This window comes from Microbacterium sp. GXS0129 (assembly GCF_044769785.1).
Lineage (GTDB): Bacteria > Actinomycetota > Actinomycetes > Actinomycetales > Microbacteriaceae > Microbacterium > Microbacterium nymphoidis.
In genome coordinates this window covers 816,183-830,433 of the sequence record NZ_JBIZVZ010000001.1, presented here as the reverse complement: position 1 = coordinate 830,433, position 14,251 = coordinate 816,183, and the positions used below count along the sequence as shown (strand labels likewise).

Here is a 14,251-nt window from a genome sequence, read left to right as displayed (position 1 = left end):
GACGGATAGCGTGCATCTCTCCTGCTTTCGGCGCATGCTCATGCGTTCGCAACCAGGCGCACGGCGGGCGCGCCCCTAGGCTGGACGGGTGAGCGCCGAGACTACGCAGGGGGCCGGGGAAGCCCGCAACCGATCGCTGACACGCGCGCTCTCCAACTCGTTCCCGCTGCGGGTGTGGGCGCGCTTCAATCGCCGCAACGGCCTGCTGCTGGCATCGGGAACCAGCGACCAGGCCGTGTTCGCCGTTTTCTCGGCGCTGTATATCGCCGTCGCCGTGCTGGGGATCTGGCTGGGGTCATCCGTGCAGGCCGTGGACTCGCTGCTGGGACTGGTGAACGGCCTCGCGCCGGGGCTCATCTCCTTCGACGGCGGGCCAGGACTGGTCTCCGACGTGCAGGTGCGCGATCTCGCCGCCGGTGCGCGTCCGGTCTGGTCGGTCACGGGCGTCGTCGCCTTCGTCGTCTTCGCCTGGACCGCCGTGGGATGGGTCACCTTTCTCCGCAGCGCCGTCCGTGACATGTTCGGCCTTCCCGCCGTGGACGCCCACTTCGCCATGGTCAAGGTGTGGGATGCGCTTGCGGCGCTCGGCTACGCCATCCTGCTGCTCACCGGTGGTGCCATGAGCGCGATCGGAACCTCTGCTCTGGGCGGGGTGTTCGATGCACTGGGGTGGGGAGAGTCGCTTCCGGCCGTCGCCCTCCTCGGCCGCTCGGCCACCGTCGTGGTGACCCTGCTCGTCGACCTCGTGGTGCTCGTCACCTTGTTCACCTGGCTGAGCGGCACGGACCTGGGCCTGCGCCAGGTGCTTCCGGCATCTGCCTCGGGCGCCGCGGCACTCGTGATCCTGCAGTTCTCCGCCGGATGGCTGCTCGGCCGCCCACCCGCCAACCCGCTGATCGCGACGTTCGCCATCCTGCTGGGGCTGTTCCTGTGGTTCCGGATAGCGATGATCGTGGTGCTGCTGGCGGCGGCCTGGATCACCGAGCGTGCGGATGAGACCGATACGCCCATCGTCGAGCGCAGCGAGCACGAGCGGCGCATCGACGAGGCCGACCTGATGGTGCGAGCCGCAGAGGTGAGGTTGCGCGAGGCTCGGCTTGCGCGCCGCGACGCCGCCTGGGCCGCGCGCGGGCGTGCCATCCGCACCGTCACCCGGGCTCGGGAGGAGCTGGATGAAGCGCGCGAGCGTCTGGCCACGCTGGAAGCGCAACGCGCCCACCGCGGACGGCGCTGACGACGACCGGCAATGTCCGAGGGGGTCGGTAGCCTGTACCCATGACACGTCTTCGCATCGCATCCGTGAACGTCAACGGCATCCGAGCGGCGGTGCGCAATGGCATGCACGACTGGCTCGAGACGGCCGACGTCGACGTCCTCACCCTCCAGGAGGTCCGCGCCCCGCGCGCTGAGCTCGAGAAGGCGCTGCCCGGCTGGGTCATCGTCGATGAGGAGGCCACCGCCAAGGGACGCGCAGGTGTTGCCATCGCGAGCCGGAGCGAGGCCGCGGCCGTTCGCATCGGTATCGCCGCCGCCGAGCACGACACCGCCGGGCGCTGGATCGAGTCCGACTTCGTCGTCAACGGCCGCACCGTCACCGTGGTCTCCGCGTACGTCTTCACCGGTGAGGCGGAGACGCCCGCGAAGCAGGATCCCAAGTGGGCCATGCTCGATGCCATGACGCTGCGCCTTCCCGAGCTCAGCGCCGGCGACGCACTCGCCCTCATCACGGGAGACCTCAACGTCGGTCACCGTGAACTGGACATCAAGAACTGGAAGGGCAACGTCAAGAAGGCCGGGTTCCTCCCGCGCGAACGCGCCTACTTCGACCGCTTCCTCGGTGCCGTGGGGACCGAGATCACCGGAGTGGACGGGTCCGTGGGCGCGGGCCTCGGCTGGATCGACGTGGGACGCGCCCACGCGGGCGAGGTTCCCGGCCCCTACACGTGGTGGTCCGCCCGTGGCAAGGCGTTCGACAACGACTCCGGGTGGCGCATCGACTACCACCTGGCATCTCCCGCGCTCGCCGCCGTCGCATCGAACTACTCCGTCTTCCGGGCGCCGAGCTATGACACCCGCTGGAGCGATCACGCCCCCGTGATCGTCGACTACGAGATCTGAGTCGGCTACGCGGCGGGCGCGGGCGGCGAGCTCTGCACGCCGCGTCCGCGCGCCGCGTCGACGCGACGCAGCACCTCGATCTCCTCGAAGGTGAAGCAGCGGCGCGGGAACACGCCCACCACGTTCGAGCCGGTTCACTGCACGAGCACCGCGTCAGGATGCACCATGGCTCGACGGAACGCGGGCAGCGAGGTGGACGCAGACCCGGTAGGTCCGGCGGTCTTCAGCGCCCCATCCTCGATCCAGGCGCGCATCCAGGAACCGGCCGGCATCGCCGCGCGCGCCGCACGGGTGACCTGGCGCCCCAGCGCCGACGGCAACAGGACGAGCACGAACGCTGCGACGGCCGCCGCCACCCAGAAGAACGGTTGGGCGGCGAGCGCCACGATCACGAACACGATGGTGGCCATTGCGAAGACGACCAGAGCGACGATCGTTGCCGGGCGCGTCACCACGTAGCGCGTGAAATCGCGGCGGATACCGCGGATATCGGCCTCGGTGACGGTGATCTGCTCGCCCATGCCGTCAGTATGGCAGCCGCGGACGAGGGCCGGCGTCGGTGCATGCTCACGGCACGCGTAGGATCGAGGGGTGACTGGAAAAGCGCGCCTCTACTCTGGAATGCAGCCCTCCGCCGATTCTCTGCAGATCGGCAACTACATCGGTGCGCTGATGCAGTGGCGTGGCCTCCAGGACTCCTACGACGCGTTCTTCTCCGTCGTCGATCTGCACGCCCTCACCGTTCCACAGGATCCGCAGCAGCTGCGTGAGAAGACGCGCCGTACCGCTGCGCAGTACATCGCCGCCGGCATCGAGCCGACCCGCTCCACGCTCTACGTGCAGTCCCACGTCCCCGCCCACGCGGAGCTCGCCTGGATCCTCTCGACCCTCACCGGCTTCGGCGAGGCGGGACGCATGACGCAGTTCAAGGACAAGTCGTCCCGATACGGCGCGGACACCACCAGCGTTGGCCTGTTCACCTATCCGGTGCTGATGGCCGCCGACATCCTGCTGTACCAGACGGATGTCGTCCCGGTCGGCGAGGACCAGAAGCAGCACGTGGAGCTCACCCGCGACCTTGCGGAGCGCTTCAACACCCGCTTCGGTGAGACGTTCCGCGTTCCGAATCCGGTGATCCAGCAGGAGACCGCGCGCATCTACGACCTGCAGAACCCGACGTCGAAGATGTCGAAGTCGGCGGAGAACCAGTCCGGTGTGCTGTACCTGCTCGACGAGCCGAGCGTCAACGCGAAGAAGATCATGCGCGCAGTGACCGACAATGACGGCACCGTCCGCTACGACCGCCAGAACAAGCCCGGCGTGTCGAACCTGCTGGTGATCATGTCGGCGCTCACCGGCCGTCAGGTACCGGCGATTGAGGACGAGTTCTCGGGCAAGGGGTACGGCGACTTCAAGAAGGCCGTCGCCGATGCCGTCGTGAGCGAGTTCGAGCCGGTGCGCGCGAAGGCCCTCGAACTGATGGCCGATCCCGCAGAGCTGGACCGCGTCCTGTCGGTCAACGCTGGCAAGGCCGAGGCCGTCGCCGATCGGACCCTGGGCGACGTGTACGACAAGGTCGGCCTGCTGCGTCGCCGCTGAGCACAACACATCGACGGAGGGAGCGGCACCACGTCGCTCCCTCCGTCCGTTCCGGGACACTGATGAGCACTCCGATCCTGCGCACCACGCGCCTGACCCTCTCCGCACCGACCGCGGCGGATGCGCCCGCGATCACCGACGCCTGCCAGGATCCGGAGATCCCCCGCTGGACGCCGCTGCCGTCGCCGTACACCTTGCAGCATGCGGTCGAGTTCGTCGACGAGGCAGCCTCCCGGTCCTCGGCGGACAGCGGCTACGAATGGGCGATCCGCACGGCCCCGCAGCACGCGGCCGTCTCGCTGGTCGGCATGATCAGCCTCACTCGCCGAGGCGCAGGCGCCGCCGAGATCGGGTTCTGGATGCGCGGCGACCAGCGCGGCAACGGGTATCTGACGGAGGCCGCCCACGCGGTCATCGACCACGCGTTCGAGCCGTCGGGCCTCGGACTCGATCGTCTGGAGTGGAACGCCGCCGTGGGCAACGTCGCATCGGCCCGAGCCGCCCGCGCGCTCGGGTTTCGTTTCGAGGGCGTGCGCCGCGGCGCGTTCGTCACAACCGGCGGAGGCCGCACCGACGGCTGGAGCGCCGGACGGTTGTTCACCGATTCTCCGACGCCCGCCGTCTGGGACGTCCTCGGCTGAGACGCTTGCCCGCCCGCGGGCCCCGGGCTAGGGTCGCGGCATGCGTATGAAGGTCGCTGCCGGAACGGTGGCACTCGGTTTTGTGCTGGCGCTCTGCGGGTGCGCTCCAGCGACCACTGTCGAGGTGATGTCGCTGGAGGAGTCCACTGTCGCCACGCCGCCCCTGGCGCAGACCTCACTGTCCGACGAAGTGGTCACACCGGCGACGCCGGAAAACGCCACCGTCATCGCGGAGTACGCCGCCACCGAGGGTCCGCTTCCGCGAACGAGCACCCGTGAGTTTGTCGGGACGATGGGCGCCGATCTGACGTGCAGGGGTGGTACTCCGCTGAGGTTCGGCATCCTCGCCGGCAGTTCCGCGGAGGTGCCCTGCGACGGGAAGACATACCGCATCGTTCACGACTCGAATCTCTCCGTCGCGGCCGGTGGGCTGGAGGTCACCGCCCCCTCCGATACGCGGTGGGCTGCCGTGGTCTGGCTCCTCCCTGAGGGGTGAGGGGTCGTCGATGTCGGCGCCGGATGGCAGGATGGGCGCATGCCTGAGATGCCAGAGGTACAGGGACTCGTCGACTACCTCGACGATCGTCTGGCCGCGCGCACAATCACGAAGACCACGGTCGCATCCATCGCCGCGCTGAAGACCTTCGATCCCCCGATCCACGCCCTCATCGACGCGGAGGTACGCGGGGTGACGCGCCACGGGAAGTTCATCGACATCCTGACCCTCACGTCGGCCGGCGACGAGGTGCATCTCATCTTCCATCTTGCGAAGGCCGGGTGGCTGCGCTGGTACGACGCGCTTCCCGCCACGGCCATCAAGCCGGGTCGCACCCCGATCGCGTTGCGCATCGCCTTCGACGACGGTTCAGGCTTCGACCTCACGGAAGCGGGCACCAAGAAGTCTCTGGCAGTGTACGTCACCCGCGATGCGCAGACCGTGCCGGGGATCGCCCGCCTCGGTCCCGATCCGCTGCGGCCGCCGCTCTCGCTCGAGGAGTTTCGCACGATGCTCGCCGGCCGCCGCACACAGATCAAGGGGCTCCTACGCGATCAGTCGATCATCGGCGGCATCGGCAACGCCTATTCGGACGAGATCCTTCACGCCGCGAAGCTGTCCCCGTACGCCATCGCCGCGACACTGGGCGAGGAGGAGACCGCACGGCTGCATCAGGCCATGATCGACACCCTCACCCACGCGGTCTCGGTGGCCTCCGGCAAGCCGCCCGCCGAGCTGAAGGACGCCAAGCGTGCGGGCATGAACGTCCACGCGCAGGCGGGCAAACCCTGCCCCGTGTGCGGTGACACGGTGCGCAGCGTGTTCTTCGCGGATCGCTCGCTGGAGTACTGCCCCACATGCCAGACCGGCGGCAAGCCGCTGGCGGATCGTCGCCTCAGCCGGCTGCTGAAGTAGGCCCACTCACGCCGCGAGCACTGGAAGCGCGGCGTCGAATGCCTCGCGCCCCGCGGGCGTGAGCCACTCCCCCACCACACCTCGGATCTCCCGAGCCAGGTCCACCTCCGAGTCGAACAGCCACTGCAGCTGCAGTCCGTCCATCAGCGAGGTGAGGCGTAGCGCGGCGCTGCGGGCATCGAGGTCGGCCCGAACGAGTCCGCGCGCCTGTAGCGCGACCAGCGCCCGCGCGGTTCCGCGGCGGATGCGCTCGTTGCGCTGTGTGAAGTAGTCGTGAGCCGGATGGTCGGTGGCCGCCGCCTCCGCCGAGAGGCGGACGAAGAGTTCGATGAGCCCCGGCACCAGGCGATTGTGATCGGCGAGGTCGACCATGCCGCGCAGCACCCCGATAGCGCCGTGCGCCTCGACATAGGGTGCGAACCGCTCCTGGTCCTCCTCGTCCCGCGCCTCCAGCACCGCGTGCAGAAGTGCTTCCTTGTCGGCGAAGTGGTGGAGCAGCCCCGCGCGGGAGATGCCGCATGCTGCCGCGATATCCAGGATCGTGGCCGAGATGAAGCCGCGCTCGGCGAAATGCTCCGATGCGGTGCGGATGATGACATCACGGCGCGCACGACCATTGGCGTAGCCGCGGGCTTCGTCGTCGGTCGGGGTCATGCTGACACGGTAGCACTTGCGCCACGAAAACCGACACTTGTGTAGGCATTGCTGGGGAAACGACACTCTTGTCCACGACAAATGGATCAGAAAAGGTTATCCGATCAGGCCCTTTTCCCAACACCTACACATGTGTCGGTTTTCATGCTAGCGTCTTCGCAATGGTCACGGCGGACCATCCCGGCTCCGCCTGACAGGCATCACCTCCCACTCGAGACCCTGACCTGGCAAGGATTGACAATGTCGTCGACTTCACCCGACGCGCCGGAAACGGTGCAACCGCCGCTCACGCAGACCACGTACGTCCGCACCGCCTCGGGCGAGGATGACCCGCCCGCGCCGCTGACGGGGCTCGGCCGCCTTCTCGGCTCGATCATCCCGGCCAACTTCGCCATCTTCCTGATCTGGGGCGCCGTCCCCGGTGTCCTGCTGCCGCATCAGATCGAGTTGCTGTTCCCGGAGAGCAAGGTGGCGACCTTCGCGGTGATCGCGACGGTCGGAGCCCTCTGCGCGCTCGTGGCCCAGCCCGTCGCCGGACAGCTGTCCGACCGCACCCGATCGAAGTACGGCCGCCGGGCGCCGTGGATGATGCTTGGTGTGTTCGGCGGTGGACTGGCACTTGTCGGGCTGGCGTTCGCGAACTCGTTCGTCGGCATCCTCATCGCGTGGTGCCTGGTGCAGATCGCCTACAACTTCGCGCAGGGCCCGCTATCCGCGGTCCTGCCGGACCGCGTGCCCATCGCGCGACGCGGCACGTTCGCCGCGCTGTCGGGCGTCGGCCTCATGGCCGGTGCCCTCGGCGGCCAGATCGTCGGCTCACTGCTGTTCAACAGCCTGACAGCCGGCTACATCATCTTCGCCGTGTTCGCCTTCGTGGTGATCGGGCTGTTCGTCCTCCTCAACCCGGACCGTCCCAGCACCAACTTCGAGCGCGAGCCGTTCAGCCTCCGCGACTTCATCGGCACCTTCTGGGTGAACCCGATCAAGCACCCCGACTTCTTCTGGGCCTTCACGGGGCGCCTGCTGCTCTACACCGGTTACTTCGGTGTGACCGGCTACCAGCTCTACATCCTGGGCGACTATCTCGGCATCGCCGAGCCGCAGACGGTGATCCCCCTGCTGGGTATCGTCGGCCTGGTGGGCACGATCATCGCCACCGTGATCTCGGGTCCGCTGTCTGACCGCGTGGGACGCCGCAAGCCGTTCGTGTTCGGATCCTCCGTGGTCATGGGCCTGGCCCTCGCGCTGCCGTGGTTCTGGCCCACGTACGAGTCCTGGCTCATCATGACCGCGGTGATCGGCTTCGGGTTCGGGATGTTCCAGGCGGTCGACACGGCCCTGATGAGCCAGGTCCTCCCGTCCGCGAAGTCGTTCGCCAAGGACCTGGGCGTGGTGAACATCGCGGCCACGCTGCCGCAGACCTTCGCCCCCGGATTCGCGGGCGCCATCGTGCTGGTGTTCGGCTATGCCGGCCTGTTCCCGATTGGCATCGTCCTCAGCATTCTCGGCGCCGTCAGCGTCTGGTTCATCAAGTCCGCCAAGTAGGAAGAGATCATGACCGATTCCGCTCGTTTCCCGTATCAGGACGCCTCACTGGCCGTCGCCCAGCGCGTCGAGGATCTCCTCAGCCGGATGGACGCCGCCGACAAAGCCGGCATGTTCTTCCACACGATGATTTCGTACGGCGATCCGAACCAGGCCAACCCCACCTTCGGCATCCCGTCGGCGGTGTCGATGGTGCGAAAGCGCCGGATGACGCACTTCAACATCATCGGCGCGGCTGGAGACGGCCGGGAGTTCGCCGCGTGGCACAACGACCTGCAGCGCACGGCGCTGGAGAACGGCCTCGGCATCCCGATCACGTTCTCCACCGATCCGCGCCACGCCTTCAGCGACAACCCGCTCACCTCGATCCTAGCGGGACCCTTCTCGCAGTGGCCGGAGACGCTGGGCTTCGCCGCGCTGGCATCGCCGGAGCGGCTCGAACGATTCGGCGACATCGCGCGCCAGGAGTACCTGGCCGTGGGACTGCGGGTGGCCCTCCACCCGCAGATCGATCTCGCCACCGAGCCCCGCTGGTCTCGGATCAGCGGCACGTTCGGGGAGAGTGCGGACCTCACGTCCGACCTCGTCGTCGCCTACATCCGCGGCTTCCAGGGCGAGGAGTTCGGCACCGAGTCCGTGGCCGCGATGGTCAAGCACTTCCCCGGCGGCGGACCGCAGAAGGACGGCGAGGATCCGCACTTCCCGTGGGGTCGCGAACAGGTCTACCCGGGCGGCGAGCAGGAGTACCACCTCCGCCCGTTCATCGCGGCGATCAACGCCGGGGCCACGCAGATGATGCCCTACTACGGCATGCCGGTCGGCACCGACTGGGAGGAGGTCGGCTTCGGGTTCAACAAAGACGTGCTCACCGATCTGCTGCGCGACCGACTCGGCTTCGAGGGCATCGTGTGCACCGACTGGGGTCTGCTGACGGACGCCGAGGTGCTCGGCAGCGAGATGCCGGCCCGTGCCTGGGGCGTGGAGCAACTGACCCGGCCGGAGCGCATGGTCAAAGCCCTCGACGCCGGTGTCGATCAGTTCGGGGGCGAACTGTGCACGGATGTGCTCCTGGACCTGATGGCCCAGGGCACCGTGTCCGAGGAGCGCCTCGACGTCTCGATCCGCCGGCTGCTCAGCGAGAAGTTCCGGCTGGGTCTGTTCGACAACCCCTTCGTGGACGAGGACCGTGCCGCCATCGTGGTGGGTCAGAGCGAATGGGTGGAAGAAGGACTCGCCGCTCAGAGCGACTCGCTCACCCTGCTGACCAACGCCGACTCGCTCCTCCCGCTCTCGCGCGGTGTCAAGGTCTACGCCGAGGGCGTGAACGCCGACGTGCTCTCGGACTTCGCCACGAGCGTGGACACCCCCGACGACGCCGATGTCGCGATCCTGCGCGTGAAGGCGCCGTTCGAGATCCGCGATCGCGGCGGCTTCTCCGCCATGTTCCACGAGGGCTCGCTCGAGTTCCCCGCCGAGGAGCACGCGCGCCTCACGGCGATCGCCGAGAAGGTGCCCACCGTGATCGACATCTACCTGGATCGCCCCGCGGTCCTGGGCGGGCTGGAAGAAGCCGCTGGTGCCGTCATCGCGAACTACGGCGCCTCGGACCTTGCCGTGCTGCGCGTGCTGTTCGGCGATCGTTCGCCGCTCGGCTCGCTGCCGTTCGATCTGCCGCGATCGGACGCCGCCGTTGCCGCGAGCCGCTCGGACGTGGCCTTCGACACCGAGGATCCCACGTTCCGCTTCGGCCACGGTCTGCGTTACTGATCCCGGTTCATTGCGCGCAATTGGCTCCATACCCTCGTGGTTTGGAGCCAATTGCGCTGCGGGGTCGAGATGGTGTCGCCGCTGAATCCGGTTCATTGCGCGCAAATCGCCCGAAACTGGGGCGAATAGGATCCATTCGCGCGCTATGAACCGGGTGGGGCCGGTCAGTCGGCGTCGAGGGCCTCGGTGTCCGCGTCGGTCCAGTCCAGCGACTTGGACACCGCCTTCCGCCACACCCGGTAGCGGCGCTCGCGCTGGTCCTCGTCCATCGCGGGCGTCCAGCGGCGATCCTCCTGCCACAGCGCCCGCAGTTCGTCCAGGTCCGCCCACACGCCTGTCGCGAGGCCCGCAGCGAACGCGGCGCCCAGCGCCGTGGTCTCGGTGATGCGCGGGCGGACGACGGTGACCCCGAGCACGTCCGCCTGGAACTGCATCAGCGTGTCGTTGCGGGTCATCCCGCCGTCCACGCGCAGCTCGGGCAGGGCGGTCGCGGTGTCCTCCACCACGGCGTCGATCACGTCGCGTGTCTGGAACGCCGTCGATTCCAGCGCAGCGCGCGCGATGTGGCCCTTGTTGACGAAGCGGGTCAACCCGACGAGGGCGCCACGCGCATCCGGACGCCAGTAGGGCGCGAACAGCCCTGAGAACGCCGGGACGAAGTAGGCGCCGCCGTTGTCCTCCACCGTGGCGGCCAGCCGCTCCACGTCGCTGGACTCGGCGATCAGACCGAGGTTGTCACGCAGCCACTGGACGAGCGAGCCGGTGACCGCAATCGACCCCTCCAGCGCGTAGCGCGCGGGTTCGTCCGCCACACGGTACGCGACCGTGGTGATCAGACCGTTGCGGGAACGGACGATCTCGGTGCCCGTTCCGACGATGAGGAAGTTGCCCGTGCCGTAGGTGTTCTTCGACTCCCCGGCCTCGAACGCGGTCTGGCCGAAGGTGGCGGCCTGCTGATCGCCGAGGATGCCGGCGATCGGGACACCGGCGGCCGGCAGTCCCCCGGCGATGGCGCCCACGATCTCCGAGGACGAGCGCACCTCCGGCAGCATCTGGCGAGGGATGTCCCATACCGCACACAGCTCGTCGTCCCAGTCCAGGGTGCGCAGGTCCATCAGGAGCGTGCGCGACGCGTTGGTGACGTCGGTCACATGAGCGCCGCCGTCCGTTCCGCCGGTGAGGTTCCACACCAGCCAGGTGTCGGGGGTTCCGAACAGCAGCTCGCCACGCCCCGCACGCTCGCGCGCTCCGGGCACCCGGTCGAGGATCCACGCGATCTTCGAGGCCGACGAATAGGTGGACAGCGGCAGCCCGGTCTGGTCGGCGAAGCGGTCGGTGCCGCCGTCGCGAGCGAGTTCGTCCACCTTCGCCTGCGTGCGTGTGTCCTGCCAGACGATCGCGTTGTGGATCGGCTCGCCCGTGGCCCGATCCCAGACGATCACCGTCTCGCGCTGGTTCGTGATGCCCAGCGCCGCGACGTCGGAGACGTCGATCGCGGCCTCGTCGAGCGCGTGCTGGAGCACCCAGAGGGTGTTGTCGCGGATCTCCGTCGCATCGTGCTCGACCCAGCCGGCACGCGGCAGGATCTGCTCGTGCTCCCGCTGACTGGTCGCGACGATCTCCCCCGCCCGATCGAAGACGATCGCACGGGTCGAGGTGGTGCCCTGGTCGAGGGCGATCACGTGGGCGGCCACACTGCCTCCTATTGGCGCTGCAGAACGGATCAGGCGTACTCGGGGACGGCGTAGTTGACGTGGGCGAGGCCGCGCACGACCTCGGCGTCCACCGTGGCCGCATCCCATCCGAGCGTATCGGCGATCGCCTCGGCGACGGCACGTGCATTCTCCTCGGACGCCAGCCCGGTGAAGGCCATGCTGGTGCGACGCATGAGCATGTCCTCCAGATGACGCACGTGCTCGGTGCGGGCCAGGTGACGAAGCTCTGCGGTGGAGTACGCGGGCGCTCCGGCGAGCGGGGCGTCGTCGGCGTCGGCCACGATGGCGTCGATGACCGCGGTGGCCACCGTGCCGTAGCGATCCAGCAGCTGCGCGGCGCGCTCGCGCGGCAGGGAGGATGCATTGTCGTCCAGCCAGGCCTGTCGCGCCCGCTCGGTGCGGGGGTAGTCCTTGCCACCGCCGATCGCGAGACCGCGGGTGGAGCGGCGACGGGGGCGCGCCAGTGCCTCCAGCACGTGATCGGCCAGGCGCTCGGCGGACGCGCGGAACGTGGTCCACTTCCCGCCGACCAGGCTGAACACCGTGGCGTCGCCGGTGGGCAGGGTGGCCGTCTCGATGCGATAGTCGCGGGATACGAAACCGGGTGCCTCGTCGCCATGGCCGGGCAGCGGCCGGACACCGGAGAAGCGGTACACGATGCTCTCGGGGTCCACCGGGATCGAGGGGAACACGTGCGCGGCCAGCTCGACGAAGTACGCCACCTCCTCCGGAGTGCAGACAGCCGGCTCCGACATGTCGTGCTCGAGGTCGGTGGTGCCGATGAGCACCTTGCCCTTGAGCGGGTAGATCAGCACGATGCGTCCGTCGTTGTGCTCGAAGAAGATCTCGCGTCCGCCGGTGGCCTCCAGCAACTGCGGGTTGTCCACGACGATGTGGGACCCCTTCGTGCCCCCCATGAACCGCGTCGGCCGTCCCAGCGCCTCGTTGGTGAGGTCGGTCCAGGGCCCGGACGCGTTGACGACGACACCGGCCGAGAACGCGAGTTCCTCGCCGCTGTCGGCATCGCGCAGGATGACCTTTCCGTCACGAGCGCCCACCGCGGCGGTGTAGGTGGCGATGCGTGCACGATCGCCGCCCGCCGTCACGCCGTCACGCGCCACGTCGATCGCGAGCCGCTCGGGATCGTGCATCGAGGCGTCCCAGTAGGTAGCCGTGTACTTCACGCCGGGGTTCAGCCGAGGCAGCGCCCGCAGTGAGCGCTTGCGGCCGTGGAACTCGTGCCGCGGCACCCGTCCGCCGCCGCGCGAGAACGAGTCGTAGATGACCAGGCCGATCTTGATGAGTGCGGCGCCGCGCTCCTGCGGCTTGCCCGCACCGTGGCGGAGGAAGCGCAGGGGGGCGTTCAGGATGCCGGAGAAGGTCGAGTAGATCGGGATGGTGGTCTGCAGCGGGCGCACGTAGTGCGGCGCGGTGCCCAGCAGGTCGTTGCGCTCGGTGACGGCCTCGTGGACCAGGCGGAACTCGCCGTTCTCGAGGTAGCGAACGCCACCGTGGATCATGTGGCTGGATGCCGCCGAGGCTCCGGTGATCACGTCGCTGCGATCGACGAGGGCGACATCCACGCCTTGCAGGGCGAGATCACGGAACGTGGCGATGCCGTTGATGCCGCCGCCGATGATGAGCACGTCCGCGTAGGGCCGATCGGCGAGGCGCTCGATCCCGGTGGGAGTTCGGGGCGAGGTGGAGGCAGCCATCATGATCCTTCCCGGCGGCGCGGACCTCACGCCGTCCCCTCGATCCTCTCGCGGCGAGAACATCCTTTCAACCTTCGTGAACGAATGTGCAGGACGGCTACGCTATGGTCATGCCCGACCACTCCTGGGACGCGGATCCCGCCCGTGTGCGCGATGCGCTGCGCGCCGCTCACCTGTACTACCTGCAGGACCTCACGATGGATGCCATCGCGCGCGAACTGCACACCTCACGCTCCTCGGTGTCACGCCTGCTGAGTTTCGCCCGTGACACCGGGCTGGTGGAGATCCGGGTGCGCCCCGAACAGGATGACGCCGCGGCGCTGGCGAAGGAGCTGCGCTCACGCTTCGGCGTCACAGCGCATGTCGTGCCCGTGCCCGACACGGTCAGCGACATCGAGCGGCTCGACCGCGTGGCGCTCACCGCTGCACGGATTCTCACGGGCTTCATCGACTCGAATCAGCGCATCGGCATCGCGTGGGGATCGACCATCAGCGCGGTCAGCCGCTTCCTGGTGCCCAAGCAGACCCACGATTCCGTGATCATCCAGCTGAACGGCTCCGGCAACCTCGCCTCGACGGGCGTGCTGTACGCGAGCGAGCTGCTGCGCCGATTCGGCGACGCCTACGGCGCAGCGGTGGAGCAGTTCCCCGTGCCCGCATTCTTCGACGATCCGCACACCCGGGAGGCCTTCTGGCGGGAACGCTCGATCCGCCGGATCCTGGCGCTGCAGTCGCGCCTCGACGTCGCACTGTTCGGCGTGGGCTCGCCGATCTCCGAGGTCCCGAGCCACGTGTATCACGACTCGTACCTGGAGAAGGCGGACTATCGGGCACTGTCCGAGGCCGGGGTGATCGGGGATGTCGCGACGGTCTTCTTCCGCGCCGACGGATCCACCGACGGCATCGCCGTGAACGAACGCGCGACCGGTCCCGACTTCCGCGTGCTCCGTCGCACCCCGCGGCGCGTGTGCGTGGTGGCGGGGCGCGCGAAGGCGCCGAGCATCCGGGGTGCGCTCGCCGCCGGTCTCATCACCGATCTCATCGTCGACGAGCCGACGGCGCTCGCCCTCGCCGAAGCCTGAGCGC

The 14,251-nt window shown here is 68.5% G+C and carries 13 protein-coding genes; 9 read left to right on the top strand and 4 right to left on the bottom strand.

The genetic code is table 11. The features are described from left to right. The first annotated feature begins 88 nt into the window (after window positions 1-88). A complete protein-coding gene (locus tag ACIQJ5_RS03650) occupies window positions 89-1,234 on the top strand; it encodes a YihY/virulence factor BrkB family protein (RefSeq protein WP_402840985.1) in 1,146 nt (381 codons plus the stop codon). 41 nt (window positions 1,235-1,275) lie between these two features. Beyond that, window positions 1,276-2,118 (top strand): exodeoxyribonuclease III, encoded by an 843-nt coding sequence (locus ACIQJ5_RS03645; protein WP_231090361.1) that lies wholly within the window; start codon window positions 1,276-1,278, stop codon window positions 2,116-2,118. Window positions 2,119-2,252: 134 nt separating this feature from the next. Here ACIQJ5_RS03645 and ACIQJ5_RS03640 read toward each other — a convergent pair whose 3' ends face one another. Continuing rightward, window positions 2,253-2,639 carry a hypothetical protein gene (locus ACIQJ5_RS03640; RefSeq protein ID WP_402840982.1) on the bottom strand — a complete coding sequence of 129 codons (387 nt, stop codon included), beginning with the start codon at window positions 2,637-2,639 and terminating at the stop codon, window positions 2,253-2,255. Between the two features lie 70 nt (window positions 2,640-2,709). On the opposite strand from ACIQJ5_RS03640, the gene trpS reads away from it, so the two are divergent. The 4 genes from trpS (at window position 2,710) to ACIQJ5_RS03620 (ending at window position 5,769) form a co-directional block, all read left to right on the top strand. Next, window positions 2,710-3,717, top strand: coding sequence for a tryptophan--tRNA ligase (trpS, locus tag ACIQJ5_RS03635; RefSeq protein WP_308070524.1), 1,008 nt, complete (start codon window positions 2,710-2,712; stop codon window positions 3,715-3,717). 62 nt (window positions 3,718-3,779) lie between these two features. After that, window positions 3,780-4,358: a GNAT family N-acetyltransferase gene (locus ACIQJ5_RS03630; protein WP_231090363.1), complete on the top strand. Its 579-nt coding sequence runs from the start codon at window positions 3,780-3,782 to the stop codon at window positions 4,356-4,358. 40 nt (window positions 4,359-4,398) lie between these two features. Further along, the gene (locus ACIQJ5_RS03625; RefSeq protein WP_231090364.1) at window positions 4,399-4,854 is read left to right on the top strand and encodes a hypothetical protein; all 456 of its coding nucleotides are present in this window, start codon (window positions 4,399-4,401) and stop codon (window positions 4,852-4,854) included. 39 nt (window positions 4,855-4,893) lie between these two features. Then, window positions 4,894-5,769 (top strand): Fpg/Nei family DNA glycosylase, encoded by an 876-nt coding sequence (locus ACIQJ5_RS03620; protein ID WP_402840976.1) that lies wholly within the window; start codon window positions 4,894-4,896, stop codon window positions 5,767-5,769. Between the two features lie 6 nt (window positions 5,770-5,775). Here the strand turns inward: ACIQJ5_RS03620 and ACIQJ5_RS03615 are convergent, their stop codons facing one another. After that, complete coding sequence (locus ACIQJ5_RS03615) at window positions 5,776-6,423, bottom strand: TetR/AcrR family transcriptional regulator (protein WP_402840973.1); 648 nt, start codon at window positions 6,421-6,423, stop codon at window positions 5,776-5,778. 240 nt (window positions 6,424-6,663) lie between these two features. On the opposite strand from ACIQJ5_RS03615, the gene ACIQJ5_RS03610 reads away from it, so the two are divergent. After that, entirely contained in the window at window positions 6,664-7,968 is a 1,305-nt protein-coding gene (locus tag ACIQJ5_RS03610; RefSeq protein WP_231090367.1) for an MFS transporter, read from the top strand. Between the two features lie 9 nt (window positions 7,969-7,977). Then, window positions 7,978-9,735 carry a glycoside hydrolase family 3 protein gene (locus tag ACIQJ5_RS03605; protein ID WP_402840969.1) on the top strand — a complete coding sequence of 586 codons (1,758 nt, stop codon included), beginning with the start codon at window positions 7,978-7,980 and terminating at the stop codon, window positions 9,733-9,735. A 164-nt stretch (window positions 9,736-9,899) separates the two neighbouring features. Here ACIQJ5_RS03605 and glpK read toward each other — a convergent pair whose 3' ends face one another. Together glpK and ACIQJ5_RS03595 are read right to left on the bottom strand one after the other, a co-directional pair. Further along, a complete protein-coding gene (glpK, locus tag ACIQJ5_RS03600; protein WP_402840966.1) occupies window positions 9,900-11,429 on the bottom strand; it encodes a glycerol kinase GlpK in 1,530 nt (509 codons plus the stop codon). A gap of 29 nt (window positions 11,430-11,458) precedes the next feature. Beyond that, window positions 11,459-13,168, bottom strand: a complete 1,710-nt coding sequence (locus ACIQJ5_RS03595; RefSeq protein ID WP_231090370.1) for a glycerol-3-phosphate dehydrogenase/oxidase — start codon at window positions 13,166-13,168, stop codon at window positions 11,459-11,461. Between the two features lie 107 nt (window positions 13,169-13,275). Here ACIQJ5_RS03595 and ACIQJ5_RS03590 point away from each other — a divergent pair, with 107 nt between their 5' ends. Beyond that, window positions 13,276-14,247 carry a sugar-binding transcriptional regulator gene (locus tag ACIQJ5_RS03590; RefSeq protein ID WP_231090371.1) on the top strand — a complete coding sequence of 324 codons (972 nt, stop codon included), beginning with the start codon at window positions 13,276-13,278 and terminating at the stop codon, window positions 14,245-14,247. The last annotated feature ends 4 nt before the right edge of the window (window positions 14,248-14,251 follow it).

Coding starts and splice junctions, on each gene's coding strand:
- ACIQJ5_RS03645 (WP_231090361.1), top strand. CDS start 1,276: ATGACACGTCTTCGCATCGCATCCGTGAACGTCAACGGCATCCGAGCG.
- ACIQJ5_RS03640 (WP_402840982.1), bottom strand. CDS start 2,639: ATGGGCGAGCAGATCACCGTCACCGAGGCCGATATCCGCGGTATCCGC.
- ACIQJ5_RS03630 (WP_231090363.1), top strand. CDS start 3,780: ATGAGCACTCCGATCCTGCGCACCACGCGCCTGACCCTCTCCGCACCG.
- ACIQJ5_RS03625 (WP_231090364.1), top strand. CDS start 4,399: ATGCGTATGAAGGTCGCTGCCGGAACGGTGGCACTCGGTTTTGTGCTG.
- ACIQJ5_RS03620 (WP_402840976.1), top strand. CDS start 4,894: ATGCCTGAGATGCCAGAGGTACAGGGACTCGTCGACTACCTCGACGAT.
- ACIQJ5_RS03615 (WP_402840973.1), bottom strand. CDS start 6,423: ATGACCCCGACCGACGACGAAGCCCGCGGCTACGCCAATGGTCGTGCG.
- ACIQJ5_RS03610 (WP_231090367.1), top strand. CDS start 6,664: ATGTCGTCGACTTCACCCGACGCGCCGGAAACGGTGCAACCGCCGCTC.
- ACIQJ5_RS03605 (WP_402840969.1), top strand. CDS start 7,978: ATGACCGATTCCGCTCGTTTCCCGTATCAGGACGCCTCACTGGCCGTC.
- ACIQJ5_RS03595 (WP_231090370.1), bottom strand. CDS start 13,168: ATGATGGCTGCCTCCACCTCGCCCCGAACTCCCACCGGGATCGAGCGC.
- ACIQJ5_RS03590 (WP_231090371.1), top strand. CDS start 13,276: ATGCCCGACCACTCCTGGGACGCGGATCCCGCCCGTGTGCGCGATGCG.